The sequence below is a fragment of the Candidatus Methanomethylophilaceae archaeon genome (genome assembly GCA_017524805.1).
Lineage (GTDB): Archaea > Thermoplasmatota > Thermoplasmata > Methanomassiliicoccales > Methanomethylophilaceae > Methanoprimaticola.
Genome location: JAFXUX010000024.1, coordinates 17,837 through 33,039, shown reverse-complemented (window position 1 = coordinate 33,039; position 15,203 = coordinate 17,837). Strand labels below are relative to the sequence as shown.

Genomic DNA, 15,203 nt, shown 5'->3' with positions numbered 1-15,203 from the left:
GTTCATTCTCGAAAGGTGTCATTTGATAGACGTTGTAAAAGAGTGTTTCATCCAAGAGACGAGAAAGATTAGTTATATCACAAGCTGGCAAACGACTTTTTTTATTGATCATAATTCAAAAATATTAGGTTCGTAACTATAGTCTTGATTGATCGCATTATCGCATGGGTTGTTACCAAGAATTACGCGAATTCAGGATATTGGGAGAAAAGTCAAAAACTGTCATTTTGACTAAAAGATTCCTATTTTCAAATTATCCCTTTCAATTTTTATCTGAATTTCTCATTTTTGTAGGTATATCATTCGGCCTTCTGGCCCTCTTTCGCAGTTTCGATGGCGCTTTGAGGGATGTATTGGGATGCGGGCAGCGTCTGCCTCTCGTCGGGCTTCTGGATCCTCAGCGCGCTGAGGAAGCCCCTGTCGCGCTTGGTCACCTCCAGCACCCTCCATTCGACGCCATGGCCGACGGCCATGATGTTGTCCAGCGACTGGAGCACCGTCCGCACCGGCTCCCTGACATTGTTGTCGCGGAGCGTGGCCGCGCAGTTCCCATAAGGTGTAGTCCCCGGAGCCCGTGGCCCATACGAGGAACAAGGAAACCAACGCGACGACGCCTCCTGCGATCATTAGTAAGTTGGCTGTTCTCATATCCATAAAGATGCCTCCTTACCACTGCCCGATGCGCTTGATGTCATTCAGATCGCTTCGCACCGGGATACAAACGCATTCTAAGAGCGATTTGAGGTAATAAAACTTGCTTATCTTTCAATCCAATCGCAAGCGTCATCCTTCAATGGCGGCTCTTATCTTATTGAACTCGTGCCAGGTCATCAGCATAAGGCAGGCCCCTCCGAATACGTGCACGCCCACCATGCAGTAGATTATGCCCTCGAACGGGTCCATGCCCAGATAACCGTAGGCGGCGACGGCGTACGTCCCCAGCTTCAGGAATCCCCACAGCATGTAGAAGTACATCGGGATCTTTGCCTTCTTCATCGATTGCAGCATCGACGAGCCTATCCCCATGAGAGCCGAGAACGGTATCAGGAACACGGCAACGCGGAGGGTCCAGACGAACTTCGGGAGAAGCTGGTGCATGCTCTCCTCGTACGTGAGCAGGGACATCAGCGGCTCCGCGAAGATGAACAGCATCGCCGCCGCGATTATCGCCACTATGAACGCGATCTTGAAGGTGTACATGTATCCGGCCTTCATCTTCTCCAGGTCGGATTTTCCGTAAGCCGCGGAGCACACCGGCACCATCGCGTTCTCGAACGCCCTTCCTGGAAGGTTCACCAGCCCGATGTATCTCCAAGGGTAGTTGTACAGCATCACAGCCGTGGTCCCGCCGGCGACGATCAGGAATATGCGGTGGACGAAGTCCGTCAGGTTGGAGATCATCGATTGGACCGTCTTCGGGCCTCCCACTCCGAGTATCTCCTTCATCATGCTTGCATCCGCGCGGAAGCTTCCGTTGCCGAGGCTCACCGCGGTCTTCCCTTTGGCGTACCATCTCAGGCCTATCGCAAGCGAAAGCAACGCCGATATCGCAGTGGACAATCCGGCTCCCATGACGCCCAGCCCCAGCCCGTAGATGAGGATGGGGTCGATGGCCATGTTCATTATTGCCGCGCTCATCTGCATGACGGTGGATTTCTTGGCCGCTCCCTCTCCCCTGAGCATCCCGCCCATTATGGAGTTGATAAGAAGCGCAGGAGAAAGGATTGCCAGCGGCAGCATGTATCCCCAGCTCTCCGATCTGACATCCGCAGCGCCCATGAATTCCAGGGCAGGATCGAAAAGCAGCGCGACGGCGATGGAAGACGCGACAGCGAAGATAGCACCCAGTATCAAAGAATTCAGGGCCAGACCGTTGGCGCGCTCGCGATTCCCGTTCCCCAATTGGAAAGCGATCGTGGTGGTGGCTCCCACGCCTATCCCAAGCCCGGCGCACATCATCAGGCCGTATATCGGGGTGACGGTGGCAACCGCTTCGGCGGAGACATTGCCCAGGCCGGCTACCCAGAAAGTGTCGACGAATTGGTTGATCTCCACAACGGCCATCGCCACCAGCAGGGGGATGACCATGGAATCTATCGCTTTTCTCGGGTCGCCCAGCAGCACCTCCAAATCCGTTTTATCCGGCCTCAGTATTCTCATGTTTTGCAAGCGCCCCTTAAGCGACAGTATGCTCTGCCATAGCCAGCATGATGCCTTGCATCGATTGCCATCTCTATTTATCTGCTTCTGATCGGGAAGTGTTTTTCAGGAACTGTTCTATCTTGTTCCATTCGGATGTCCCGGGCGGGAAACGACGGACAAGGACGGCCATTCCCGTCTCATCGGCGAATTTCTGGAGCTCCGTTTTCCACAGCCTGTTGCTGCCTCCGCTGTCCGCCGCAATCATCAGGCTGTCCGCATCGGGATAACGCTCCTTGCCCATGAGCTGCTACCGGCTGCGGACGGAATTCACTGCGAACTGGGCGGTATCCTGGCTGATGCCCGCCGAGACGTACCCCTCTTCGGCATCGATACCGTATATTCCGTAAGGCACCGCCTTTCCTTCAGGACCTTGGAAACCATGGCCGCTCACCAAACGCGGCTCCCCAATTCTCCTGTATTCCCAGCCCTTGTTGGAATAATCGGCGGGCTCTCCGGATCGCCGATGACATTGCCTTCCAGGAGTTTTATCAGATCGGCCAAGATTTCCGGTTGCTCTGAAGAACAGAGTTTACGGACGGATCGAGCAGGAAGCGCGGAAACGCGCATGACCTGTCCCACGAAGACCGTGGGAGGGAAGATCCTCCCGCGGTTATTCTATAGAGAGGGCGTACCTGTGAGGGTACTTCCTCATTCGACCCATCAATCTCATTCTTTTGCGGTTCTGCGGCAGATCAGCACCGGGCAGTGAGCCATCCTAGCTACGGTCTCTGCCACGGAGCCCATCAGCGCCCTGTTGAGATTGGTGCGGCCCAATGAACCGCAGACGACGAGATCTGCGTTTTCGGATTCCTTCACGATCTCTTCCGCGGGGCGCCCCAGCACGACTTTTGTTGTGAGCTCTATCCCATTCTCCGCGGCCAGCTCTGCGATGTAGCCGAGGGCCGCTTTGGATTCCTGAACTCCCGCCTCCCTCATCATATCTCCTGTGGATTCGCCGTAGCCGAGGCCGGAGTATTTCTCAGCGTCGATTACGAACAGCGCGATAATGGAAGAGCGGTTTTTTTTGGCGATGTTGATCGCGCTATCAACGGCATAGTTGCTGTGGTCGGATCCGTCCGTCGGCACGAGGATGGTGCCATACATGCTCACATCAGTGGATATGGGCTTTTTTGCGCCTATGGTCTCGACGGCCAAAGTCTTGTCGTGCGCTTTCTCAGCGTTCCTTCCGGACGCGTTCATCAGGAGGAATGCCGAAGCCACGACGATGGCGAAGCAGCCGAGAGACGCGAACACCAGCGTATGCGCCCCGAGTGCGGAGAATAATAATGGGATCAGCATGCCGGAAAGGAATGTAGATATGTTGAGCGCCATCGCGTACCCCCCCATCACCTTCCCGGAGGTTTTCGCGGTGGAAAGTCTGGACAGTGAGGCGACCACGGTGGGCATGAGAAGGCCCAGAGAGCATCCGATTATTATCTCGGCGAGGAAAAGCATCGGCACGAGTACGGCCTCGCCGCTTACGAATTCCGGAAGGAACAGCAGCGCCATCCCGATGGCCATGAGCACATAAGAAATCGAATACGCAACTTTCTCGTTTGGTTTGTTGGCGCTGCGGCTGTACAGGAGGCTGAAAACCGCCTGTGCGACGCCCATGGTCCCTAGGAGCACGCCGCAAAGAAGCCCGGCGTTGGCTCCCAATCCTATGGAAGGTACGTAGTACGAGAAGTTTGTCGGCATGGAGAACATTATGAACATCTCGCAGAACACGGCGATGTAGCATAGGGCGATCTTCCCCTTTCTGTTGGGGATTTCCGCTTCTCCGAAGTCCGCCATTGCGGATGCGTCCAGCGCAGGTTCTCTGACGGACGCGATACCGAAGATGACGATGATGGCGCCTATCAGGTAGATGAGGAAGGGATAATTCCATCCGATATCAGCTAAAGTCCCGCCGAGGGTCTCGAGAATGAAGCCTCCGACTCCGATAGCCGCCGATTGGTATCCGATGACCTTCATGCGCTGGACGCCTGTCCAGTATTCCCCGATCAGCGCGGTGCTGGCGGAAGATATCCCTGTCAGGCCCATTCCCAGGAGGAAGCGGCAGACGAGCACCTGGATGAAATCCTCCAGGAAGAACGGGAGAACGCCCATCGCTGTGAATATCGCGAGAGAGATGAACAGAACCTTGGCCTTTCCGAAGCGGTCGGCCAAAGCTCCCATAAGGAATCCGAACACTGCCACCGATAGCGCCGGCAATCCAATGATGAGCGCGGTCATCGATTCGCTTTGGCCGAAGAATTCGCCGATGCCTTTCAATGACGGCGCAACGGCTGCTGCGCCCATGAGTATGACCATCGACGACATCAGTATGGTCAGGAGCGTCAAAGCGTTGGGTCTGAACGTTTTCGCTTGATTATCCATGCCAAGGGCGCATTTCGTCGGTTTATTAAAGTTTGATGAAACAACTGATAGTACTTAAAAAAAACAAAGTGATTTTTTTTACTTTTAAAAATAGTTTAAATGTCTAAAAAACAACATAATACAGTTTCAGTCAAAAAAAGGTTTGGGCTGCCCAACATGGGGCAGTCCTTTAAATCAGAGCTTCACCAGGCTGGTGCTCTTGATGTCCGACACGACGGTGGGGTCCTGCACCATCCTGTACACGACGTCGTTGGAGGTGTAGTAGAGGGTGTAGGTCTCGGTCCCTTCCTCGTCGGTGACGGTGATCTCCTGGGCGGTGACCTTCTTCTTTCCGAATTCGGTGTCGATGGTCTCGGACGTCTTCTTTCCTAGGGTGTAGGGCGTCTTGTCGTCCTCGAGGGACTTTATGTAGCTCTTGTAGGAGACTCCGGCGAGGAAATCGTCGGCGGTCACGGTGGTGCCGTCGTCCAGGGTGATCTGGGTCCCGTCGATGGCCTCGATGGTCTCCTTCTCTGTCGCATCGATTTTGAGGACGCTGTCTTTGGTGAGGGTGCAGGCTCCTTCGGCCAGATCGGAGACGGTCGCAGTCACGGTGTTTATCATGCCGATGTCGCCGGTGTCGATCGACTGCTTGGCGAAGGATCCGTCGGCCAGAACCTGATCGGCCTTGGCCTTGGTGATGTCCAGGTTGGTGTCTTCCAGGACAGTCGTGGTCACGAGATTGCTTATTTTGCTGATGGATTTGAGGACCACGCCGGAATCCTTGGCGACCCATGAGCTCGAGGCGAACTCTCCGAAATCCTGCTTATAAACGTCGCAGACAACGTCGCTGCCCTTGAATTTCAGGGTCTCCTGCCCGGTGATGTCGCCAGCATAGTCGCTGTACAGATAGGTGTTCAGGAACAGGTCGGTATCGAAGTTGGTCTCTGTGGTCTTGGATTCGGAGCTTCCGCTGACGGTTCTCTCGATGTAGTCCCCGACTTTGAGGTCGGTGCGGATGGGCTCCTCGGAGCTTCCTCCGCCGTTGTCGCCGTTGGAGAGCAGGACGTAAGCTCCCACCGCTGCGATGGCAATGATGGCTACGGCAATCGCCGCTAAGTATGATGCCTTCATGAATGGAGGATTAAAACGTTCAGATTTAACTGTATTTATTACGTATCAATAGATTAGTATTTAATCAGGCAGCAAAAAAGGATTCCCCCGAGAAACTCATCCGAATATTCTGGCCGACAGTCCGGGCGCCATCGCAGCAGATTCTTGTTGAACAGAGATTTGGGATCGAAGAACTGCACCTCGACTTTCTTTCCGATCTGAATGAAGCACCCGGTCTCCTCCTGCACCACCTGTCTCATGATGGTGCCGTTGAATTCGAACACATGGGTTCCCGTCTCGACCGTGTGCTGGTATCTCTCGCCGGTTCTGAGCGTTGCCACCGGCATCCCGTCGATCTTTATCTCCACAGTCCTGTCCCTTCCGGTAAGCCCGGCTTCCGCATGGAATAGGACCTTCGCTTCCTTCCCGGTGCTCGCGACCGCTTTCTTCTCCCCGCGGAGCGCCCCGAAGATGTTGCTGCCGTTCCAGCTCACTTCCACTCCTTCTTTGTCCTCGCTAATGAAGCAATGGCTGCTGCAGTCGACGTTCCTGGAAGTGTGGGTCTTCCCATTCTTGTGCGCGATGACGATTTTGCGCTTCCCGGATTTGACCTTGACTTCTTGGCTCTCTCCGGCGGCGAGCGTAGCCACATGCTCCCCGTCGACGTATATCGACACCGGCTTGCTGCCCCCTAAGAGGCGCTGGTCATATCCCCTGTCTATCTCGAATACGATGGTCACTTCCGGCGCGTTTTCGGGTTCTTTGCTCTTGGAAAACAGGGACATAAGGATTGGGACGATTTATCGGTATTAAAAATGGTATGCCCTTTCCCGGTCTGGATTCGTCCTCTTCTGTTTTTGCGCTAGAAAATCCGGGTCAGCGAAGCTCATCTATGCGGTTCATACGGTTCACTCGTCGTGGAACCTCACATCGGTCCCCCATCCGGCGTAGTATTCCCTGCACCCTTTCGTTGCAAGGAGTATGATGGTGCTCAGCGGCACGAGAATCCTGATGCCGTCGTAGAAATCCAGTCCATCCTGGGATAAGAATCCGATTCCGCTCACAAGCAAGGCCGACATGAAGATGAGCGTTATTTTGTGGCCCAAGCTGATGCCTGTGAGAAGCGATACGGCCAGTATGAGTATGAGCACGGATGTTGCAATCACGGGTTCTATGATATCCACGAGTTTATCCCATCCTCCGGACAGATTCGGATATGCCAGAACGCACATGCACTCGAACAGCATGCATATCCCCAGGACGAACATGAATCCTATGGCATAATTCGAAGCGTAAGGGCGGCTCATCTTCTGGGACGAACGCCAACGACATAGATAAAATAGGTGTGCCGTTTTTATCGGTGCGAGTGTCAATGTCGGCGATTTTATCGAGAACCTGGAGGGCTTCGCTGTCTTATCTCCGCCCTCACGCCGCTAAAATCATCATAATAACGGCGCTTCAGCTGGTAGCCGTGCTCATGCAGGTTGTCGCGATATTGATGCTCAGGTATATCTTAGACATCAGCAGCGCCGGATACGGGAACGAATACATCCTGGAGGAAGGCCTGAAGCTTCTGCTGATTGCGGCGGCTTTCTCCGTTTGCGTATATCTGTCTTCTAGGATGGCCTCCCACGTGGCCGCAGAGGTCGCCTCGCAGATCAGGAAGGACGTTCTGGCATCCGCATTGAAGGCTCAGAAATTAGACTCTACCGGGGACAGCGCCACGTTCACGATGACCTGCGTGACATCGGATGCCATGACGGTGCAGAAGCACTTATTCGCGTCCCTCTCGATCTATATGCCCCTGCCGATCCTGGCGGCGGCGATGGCTGTGTGCACGTATTATATCAGCCGCACCATCGGAATCATGGTCATGGCCGCCATGGTCGTCTTCATCGTTCTGGCTTTTTTGCTGTCAAGATATGCGGCGAGGTATCAGGCAGATAGGATCGTCGGCCAGGACATGGTCGCCAGATCCCTCAGGGAGAAGGTCACTGGCGCGAGGACCATCAAGGCGTACGGCGGGCAGAAGTATGAGGCCAATAAATTCGCCGTCGCAAGCGAGTTCTTCGGCGTCAGCAACAAAAAGGTCGAGCTGAGCAGCTACTTCCTCCCGACGTTCTCCACAGCTTTCATCTGGATCTTCATAGTTTTCGTATACGTCATAGGCGCCCTCGGGATGTCCGGGCAGACCGTCCGCGCCCCGCATCTGGTGATGTTCCTGCAGTTCACCACCGGGATAGTTGCGTCGCTGGCGATCATCCCGTACATCTGCATCCATACCCCCAGGGTCAGAGCCAGCATGGAGAGGATCCTGGAGGCCAGGAGGGTCTCCGAAGGGCAATCGCCCAGGACCACCGTAAAGAAGGAGAGCGGCAACGCTTTGGAGGTCCGCGGGGCTTCTTTCAGGGATGGGTTCGGGCGCGAGACCGTCAGGAGCATGGATCTCACCGTACCCAAAGGCAAGGTGGTAACTCTGACGGGCTCCAACGGATGCGGCATAACGGAGCTGATGGAATGCATCACCGCCTTCTCATCCCCGACTTCCGGCTCCGTTTCCGTATGCGGGATGGACGTGGCGACTTCGGATCCCTCGGACATACGCGGCTCGGTATCCTATGCCGGAAGGCAGTCCGGGGTATTCAGCAGTACGCTGCGCAAGAACCTGGATCCGCTCGGCACCATCGGCGACGAAAGACTGCTCAGAGCATGCGAGACCACCGGTCTGAAGAGCCTGCTGGATACCCTTCCGGACGGCCTCGACAGCATCGTGTCGTCAGTCACCATATCAGGCGGCCAGGCCCAGCTCCTTTCCCTGACGAGATGCCTGCTCAGAGACGTGGAGCTGTACGTCTTCGACGACTGTTTCTTCTCCATGGACGGGGCCACCAGGGAGAAAGCCATACGCTCGGTATTCGAATTCTGCTCCGGCAAGACGGTTCTGTTCGCCTCACATGAGATGATAACCGTCGGAGTCTCCGACGAGGTCATGCTGATCGTGGGCGGCAAAGTGGCCGAGCGCGGAACCCATGAGGAGCTTCTCTCCAATTCCCAGGTCTATGCGAGGATGTATGGGAAAAGATCAGGGGTGACGCCGTGCCGAAGAGGTTGTTCTGGCACGAAGTGTCGGATATCCTCGCCGACTATCCCAAGGTATCGTCATCCAAGATGCGCATATACGCCGTCTTGGCGCTGATATCGCTGCTGATGGTATCCACGATCCCGTATGTCGCGGGAAATTTCGTCTCCAGTATAGTGGTGATGGAAGAGAAGGGAGAGATCGACCCGGACTTCGTGGCGATCACGGGGACAGCCATCGTGTTCGTCATAACCATCTGGTACGTAACGACCACCCACGCCAACAGGGAGCTTAAGATCCTCGCACTGAAAATGACCCGGAGCCTGAGGGACGATCTCGACGACAAGCTGATGAGGATGTCGGTCGGCAGCCTGGACAAGATGCGCTCGGGCGATGCCGCCGCCAAGATAGCCACCGATCTCCCGGCGGTCTTCGATCTCCTCTCCAGGGATTTCGTCGCTTTCTTCACCGGAAACGTCATGATCGCGCTGATACTGATCATAATGCTCTTTGTGTCGGTGCCGCTGGCGTTGGTATATTTCATCACCATCCCGATCACGCTGTACGCCGCTTGGAGAATCACCAACCGCAGCAAGGAGGACCTGCGCAGGAAGAAGGAATCCGTCGATGTCATGGGCTCCGCGATGAGCGACATCATCGCCAACCACAGCACCATAAAGGCCAACAATCTGGAGGCCCAGGTCATGAGATCCTTCGAGGAATACGACCGCGAATTCGTCAGATCCACCGTCGGCGCCGAGACACGCGCGGGGTTGATCTCGCCTCTGGTCAACATCGCCGTGCATATGGATTATGTGGCGGCCGTGGTGGCAGGCGCGCTGATGATGTACAACGGTAGCCTGGATATCGGGATGTTCCTGGCTTTCATGGTTTACGTGCGCCTGATAGACAAGCCTCTGGCGGCGTCCGTGGCATCCTATTATCTCATAGAGTCCGAGACCATGTCTCTTAAGCGCATCTTCAGCGTGTTGAATGCGCCCGAGCCGGAGTGGGAGGAGCCTGAGGACGGTTTCGAGCCTCAGGGACGCTTGGAGTTCAGGGACGTCTGCTTCGCATACGAGAACGTGGAGGTTCTCCATTCGGTGTCGTTCACGGTCGAGCCAGGCACGGTGGCGGTGATCACAGGTCCGACAGGCTCGGGGAAATCGACTCTGATGAACCTTCTTCTGCGTTTCTTCCCTCTGAAATCAGGCAGCGTGCGCATAGACGGGAGGGATGTCAACGAGATTTCGCGCAAGGATCTGAGCAGGACGGTGTCCGCCGTTCTCCAGGACCCTTGGGTGTTCGACGGCACGATCAGAGACAACATAGTCTACAACAGGGACTGGGCGACGCAGGAGGATCTGGACAGGGCAATCAGGATCTCCGGTTTCGACGCTTATATCAGCGGCCTCCAGGACGGTCTCGATACGCCCGTAGGCAACGATATCCACGTCATGCCTCTGGCGGCCAGGCGCATGCTGGCGATGTCCAGGGCGATTCTGGGCGACCCCAAGATCCTGATTCTGGACGAGGCTTTTTCCGGTCTGGATCCGCTCACGGGGTCCGCGGTATACGACGGTCTAATGCGCATCATGAAAGGGCGCACCGTGCTCATAGTGAGCCACGAGAAGAACCTTATCGACAGCGCCGACCAGGTCATACGGATGGAATCTGGAAGGATAGCGGGTTGACCCACTTATTTTAACATACGACGGCGATTCCGGCTTATGGTACGCTGGCCGGAGCTGTTCCAAGGATCGTCTGCCGAGAGCAAAGTTCTGAGATACAAAGTCAAATTCGATCCTTGTTTCATCTCGGAAAAAACCGAATACGAGCCGGGGGAGTCCGTGACGGTGAAGTATCCCTACATCGCGACGGATACAAGCTACAATTTCTTTGCCGATGCGGATGATGTCCGCGTGGACTGCGATGGCTGCGTCGCGACGATCAGATTCACGATGCCCGACCACGATGTGGAGGTCAGTTGCACCAGCAGAAACACGATGCGCCCGGACTTTACGGACGAATCGTTCATGAACATATTTAAGAATGGGTTGCCGAATGTTGACGGCGGTCAGGAGCGTGTCTTTCCGCCTTCAAGCGAAGCCGAGCTTCCCGAGGGGAAATGGGAATGCAAGTGCTGCGGAGCCATCAACGGCGGGAAATTCTGTTCCGAGTGCGGAAGCCCTAAGCAATGACTGCAATCTTTGCTGACATCTGATTCGCGGATGCGCTCCGGAGGAACCATCTTTTCTGTTCTGTCAACGGCAGCGGAAAGGCGGCGCTCTACCGTCCGATCCAATAATCGGCTGTTAAAAGGTGGGAAGTGCCATCCGGCACCCCCGATAAAATTCATTCGAGCTCTTCGACGATTTCGGCGTCGGCAGAGTTCTTCCTGACGGATTCGATTCCGTTGATGGCGCTGGCTTTGGCTTTGTATCCTTCGCTGGCAAGGATCTTCTGTCCGTTGCCGGCTTTGAGCCTCCACCTGAATTCTCCGGCTTTGTCGGCGTAGAGCTCCCACTTGGGGTTCTTCTTGGCCTCGTAGCCTTCGACGGTCTGGTCCTCGATCTCGGAGGAGCAGTTCTTCTTCACCGACTCGATTCCGTTCACTGCAGAGCTTTTGGACTCGTACATCTCGGAGGTTCCGACGACCTGGCCGTTGGAGGCGACGATGTTGAAGAACAGCTTTCCGTCTTTGCTTTGTTTGATGACGAATTTGCCCATGGTTGTCAATAATGTATCTGCATTAACCGTATTTAATGGACACACCCGAACAGTCCTTAGCAGGAGCGCTTCCGCACGGGTTTCTGCCGCCGCATAGGCGTCATATGCTGGAGAATGCATCCGATATGACTTTGTCCACCGGACTGAAAGCTATGCGGAAGACTGCGGCGGCTTCGCGCATTTCCATGGCGTCGCAGATGTGGTAATGGATGTCGGAGAAACTGCCTTCCAAGGAGGAAATCAGCCGGCCGTATCCGCATCCGATCAGGCAGTCCTTAGCTTCCGGGCTTCCGTTCATGAGGTCCCTGTGCGTGACGACGACATGGAGGGGCGTCCGTATGGGTTCCGTGAGGGATGTCTGGGCGGCCATGTGGTATTTCTGCCAGAAGTCGTTCTCCGCCATCTCGGCCTTTTCCGGCCCTTCGGATGACAGGGGATCGACGACAAAGAAAATGGCATCCTCCTGGCCGTATTGCGGCTGCCTCCATGATCTGGATTTCGGGCCTTCGAAATACTTTCCGCTGACGTCGTAGATGGCGAGGCAGCGGTCGCCCAGTTTGCTGTCCTCGATGCCGATGATATACGGGGGGACGAACGAGTTGGGCGTTATCGCGGGGTACGAGCCGGGATACGGGAAGAAGAATCCGGAGCCTCTTTTAACCGCAGATATGGCAGAGAATGCTAAAGCCGTCTTTCCTGATTCGGAAGGCCCAGCCAGAGTGGCGGTGAAGGTGTTTGCCGCCCTGGGGCTGAGGGCCGTGTCGCAGTCCGGACAGACCATTCCGAGCGCATCCCTTCCGCCCTGGTCCGTGACCGGGAGAATCTTCCTGCACAACGGATTGGAGCATCTGATGGAGTCGGTCCCGCGGACGGAAGGAACCAGCTCAGGATTCCCCTTGGCATCCGGGTAGTGCTCTCCGCAGTCGCAGACGTAAGTCGGCAGGGAGAATATGCTCCCGCATTGGGGGCATGCGTAGCGTCTCGGCTTCTCCTCGTAATTGTTGGCCACTTTTTCCGGCGAAGACAGCGCCATGGAGACGAAAGCCGCCCTGAACAATCCGAAATAGACCAGAAGTATGATCAGGGGTATCAGGAAGCAGGCTGCGAGGAGAATGACGTTGTCGATCAGCGGGCCGCCGTAGGTGAGGCCGAAATAATCGAGACCGTAGACGACCAGCAGCGACAGGGGCAGAACTAAGACCGCGAGGAACAGCGAGTCGCCCATGAAAGACGCCATCTCCCTCATCATGCCGTAGAATCCGGCCTTTCTTTCGGACAGGAACTCTGAATCCGGCATCATTTCGACTGTGGTCAGATAGGTTACAAACAACATGAACGGGACGACCAGCGCCATGAAATAAGCCAGGAGATTGTTGACCGAAGGGAACAGAAGATAAATGGCCAGTTCCGTGGCTATCAGAGCTATCAGAAACCCTAGGATTATCACGCCTGTGTTGATCTTGCTGATATCGGCCATTCCTTTCCCTCTTCCGGCAGTGCCGAATCGCCATGATATTATATGGCGGTTTTCCGCGGTCGATGCCTCCTGAAAGCTGCTGAGATGCCGGGCTCCAGGGATTCGAATATTCTGGCGAATATCTCTGACGCCTCGCGCCCGTCCCTGGCGTCGCACATATGGTAGCGGACGTCCCTGAAGCTGCTTTCAATTGATGATACGGTATGGCCGAGGCCTGCCGACTCCAGATATGCTCTGATGTCCGGATGGTCTCCCGCGGCATCCCTGTGCGTCACCACGACATGGACGGGGATCTTTATGGGATCGGAGAGGGAGGTCTGAGCGACGGAGTGGTGGGTCTGCCAGAAATCGTTGGCAGCAGTTTCGGAAATCAGCGCGGAATCCTTGGCGGTAGGGTCTATGGCGAATATCATGGCGTCTTCCGCGCCGTATTGCGGCTGGGCACCGACGTCTTTCTGATCTCCGGAGAAATATCTGCCGCTTATGTCGAATACGGCGAGATAGCATCCCTTCCTGCCCGCATCCAGGCTGACGACATACGGGGGGCTGTAGGAGTCCGGGGTCTTCGGATCATACGCGAATCCATATGGCCGAGAGGCGCCGGCATGAGCTTCCAGAGATTTCATCGCGGAGAATGCCAGGGTCGTCTTGCCTGAAGCTTCGGGTCCGGCCAGGGATATCACGTACGGGTGCCTCTCGCCTGTGAGGATGGGCTCGCCGCAGTCCGGGCAGAATGCGTCCAGACGCCCTCTCTCGCCGTCCTCGTCGGTCACAGGCAGCAGGGCGCCGCATCCCGCGCAGTTCATGTGCTTCACCCCTCTGATGGACGGGCGCAATTCGGGATTGGATCCGTCCGGATAGCGCTGGCCGCATGCGCATGCGTGTATCGGACGGGGGAATATGCTCCCGCATTGGGGGCACACGCAGCGCAGGGTGTTTCTTTCATAGTCCAGCTTCTCCTTCAGAACATATGATGCCAGCGCGCCTTTGGCCATGATCCTGATGAACAGGCAGAAGGCGAAGAAAACGAGTGCGAATACCGCGATCCCTGCGGCGATGATGATCAGCCCGTTGATTATGGACATATAATCGACGAAGATGAGGACGAGCATAACCGGGAAAATCAGTGGCAAGGACATGATCAGGACTATTCCCATGCCTGAAAGCCCTTCCACCATCCCGTAGAGGACGGCTCCGAAAGTTCCGCGGTCCGATACCATAAGCGCATTGCCGAACTTGCCGCAGTCTGTCCGCTTGATGCCGACCAGCGTCCCCACGACGATCGCCAGGATCATCAGGTAATGGAACAAAGTGTCGTAGGCCCTGCCGAGAGCGATTACCGCGCATATGCTGATGACCGCGGACATGACGTAGCCTGTTATTATCGCGGATTCGTTTATCCATTTCATATCGTTCATCCGGCATCTTCCCCCTGTTTCGGCGGCCCCATCTAGCGCCGCCGGTCGGCTGCCATCAATCGGAAACCATATTGGGCGGGATATAATGGTATGGCAATCCAGAGCTTGGGATCAGGGGTCCGATAATTGCATACTATAGTCTTATATTGAACCATCTGGCCAGCAGTTTTTTGCACATCCTTCGCGCCATCGGTCTGCAACCAATTAGTAGAACTATAGTCTGAACATATTAATAAGGCGCCAATCCATTCATGTCTGGCGATCATCATGGGGAGGCCCAAGAACAAAACAGAACTGATGGAAGCGTCGGAAGCCAACTACCGCAAGCTGATGGATCTCATAGCCGGGATGACCGAGGAAGAGCTGTCGGTCCCTTTCGAATTCAGCGCGGACCCGAAAAAGAAGGAAGCCCACTGGGCCAGAGACAAGAATCTCCGCGACGTGCTCGTCCATCTGTACGAATGGCATCAGCTTCTGATCAGATGGGTCCGCTCCAATTCCGAAGGAAACAGGATTCCGTTCCTTCCGGCCCCATACAACTGGAAGACTTACGGCGACATGAACGTGGAGCTGTGGAAGAAGCACCAGAGCACTCCTCTGGAGCAGGCTTCCGCCATGCTGGAGGAGTCCCACAGGGAGGTCATGTCTCTGGCGGAAGGATTCACCGACGGGGAGCTGTTCACCAAGGACGCGTTAGATTGGGTCGGAGGAAGCGTTCTGGGATCGTATTTCGTCAGCGTGACATCCAGCCATTATGATTGGGCCATCAAGAAGCTCAAAGCCCACATCAAGAACTGCAAGGGCAGCCGCCGACCATCCTGAAACA

Annotated in this window: 14 protein-coding genes and 1 pseudogene; 4 read left to right on the top strand and 11 right to left on the bottom strand. The window is 55.5% G+C overall.

The window, feature by feature from the left end; translation table 11 throughout:
- Positions 1-299: 299 nt before the first annotated feature.
- The 8 genes and pseudogenes from IKP20_05155 to IKP20_05120 form a co-directional block, all read right to left on the bottom strand.
- On the bottom strand, positions 300-506 hold the full coding sequence (locus IKP20_05155; protein MBR4504339.1) for a hypothetical protein: 207 nt from the start codon (positions 504-506) through the stop codon (positions 300-302).
- Between the two features lie 277 nt (positions 507-783).
- A complete protein-coding gene (locus tag IKP20_05150; protein MBR4504338.1) occupies positions 784-2,160 on the bottom strand; it encodes a hypothetical protein in 1,377 nt (458 codons plus the stop codon).
- Between the two features lie 73 nt (positions 2,161-2,233).
- Entirely contained in the window at positions 2,234-2,443 is a 210-nt protein-coding gene (locus tag IKP20_05145) for a hypothetical protein (protein ID MBR4504337.1), read from the bottom strand.
- Between the two features lie 75 nt (positions 2,444-2,518).
- A pseudogene (locus IKP20_05140) lies at positions 2,519-2,611 on the bottom strand (hypothetical protein).
- A gap of 257 nt (positions 2,612-2,868) precedes the next feature.
- Positions 2,869-4,581: an MFS transporter gene (locus tag IKP20_05135; GenBank protein MBR4504336.1), complete on the bottom strand. Its 1,713-nt coding sequence runs from the start codon at positions 4,579-4,581 to the stop codon at positions 2,869-2,871.
- 174 nt (positions 4,582-4,755) lie between these two features.
- Positions 4,756-5,694 (bottom strand): hypothetical protein, encoded by a 939-nt coding sequence (locus tag IKP20_05130; protein ID MBR4504335.1) that lies wholly within the window; start codon positions 5,692-5,694, stop codon positions 4,756-4,758.
- 53 nt (positions 5,695-5,747) lie between these two features.
- The gene (locus IKP20_05125) at positions 5,748-6,458 is read right to left on the bottom strand and encodes a hypothetical protein (protein ID MBR4504334.1); all 711 of its coding nucleotides are present in this window, start codon (positions 6,456-6,458) and stop codon (positions 5,748-5,750) included.
- A gap of 123 nt (positions 6,459-6,581) precedes the next feature.
- A complete protein-coding gene (locus tag IKP20_05120; protein MBR4504333.1) occupies positions 6,582-6,980 on the bottom strand; it encodes a hypothetical protein in 399 nt (132 codons plus the stop codon).
- Positions 6,981-7,045: 65 nt separating this feature from the next.
- Here IKP20_05120 and IKP20_05115 point away from each other — a divergent pair, with 65 nt between their 5' ends.
- From IKP20_05115 to IKP20_05105, 3 genes are read left to right on the top strand one after another with little or no spacing between them, the layout of a single operon-like run.
- Entirely contained in the window at positions 7,046-8,869 is a 1,824-nt protein-coding gene (locus IKP20_05115) for an ABC transporter ATP-binding protein (GenBank protein MBR4504332.1), read from the top strand.
- Positions 8,770-10,446, top strand: coding sequence for an ABC transporter ATP-binding protein (locus IKP20_05110; GenBank protein ID MBR4504331.1), 1,677 nt, complete (start codon positions 8,770-8,772; stop codon positions 10,444-10,446). The genes IKP20_05115 and IKP20_05110 overlap by 100 nt, the downstream gene beginning before the upstream one ends.
- A 36-nt stretch (positions 10,447-10,482) precedes the next feature.
- Positions 10,483-10,953: a hypothetical protein gene (locus IKP20_05105; protein ID MBR4504330.1), complete on the top strand. Its 471-nt coding sequence runs from the start codon at positions 10,483-10,485 to the stop codon at positions 10,951-10,953.
- 154 nt (positions 10,954-11,107) lie between these two features.
- On the opposite strand, the gene IKP20_05100 is transcribed toward IKP20_05105, so the two are convergent.
- From IKP20_05100 to IKP20_05090, 3 genes are all read right to left on the bottom strand, one after another.
- Complete coding sequence (locus tag IKP20_05100; protein MBR4504329.1) at positions 11,108-11,482, bottom strand: YegP family protein; 375 nt, start codon at positions 11,480-11,482, stop codon at positions 11,108-11,110.
- Between the two features lie 100 nt (positions 11,483-11,582).
- A complete protein-coding gene (locus IKP20_05095) occupies positions 11,583-12,959 on the bottom strand; it encodes a hypothetical protein (GenBank protein MBR4504328.1) in 1,377 nt (458 codons plus the stop codon).
- 38 nt (positions 12,960-12,997) lie between these two features.
- A complete protein-coding gene (locus tag IKP20_05090) occupies positions 12,998-14,377 on the bottom strand; it encodes a GTPase domain-containing protein (GenBank protein ID MBR4504327.1) in 1,380 nt (459 codons plus the stop codon).
- A gap of 267 nt (positions 14,378-14,644) precedes the next feature.
- Here IKP20_05090 and IKP20_05085 point away from each other — a divergent pair, with 267 nt between their 5' ends.
- Positions 14,645-15,199: a ClbS/DfsB family four-helix bundle protein gene (locus IKP20_05085; protein MBR4504326.1), complete on the top strand. Its 555-nt coding sequence runs from the start codon at positions 14,645-14,647 to the stop codon at positions 15,197-15,199.
- The last annotated feature ends 4 nt before the right edge of the window (positions 15,200-15,203 follow it).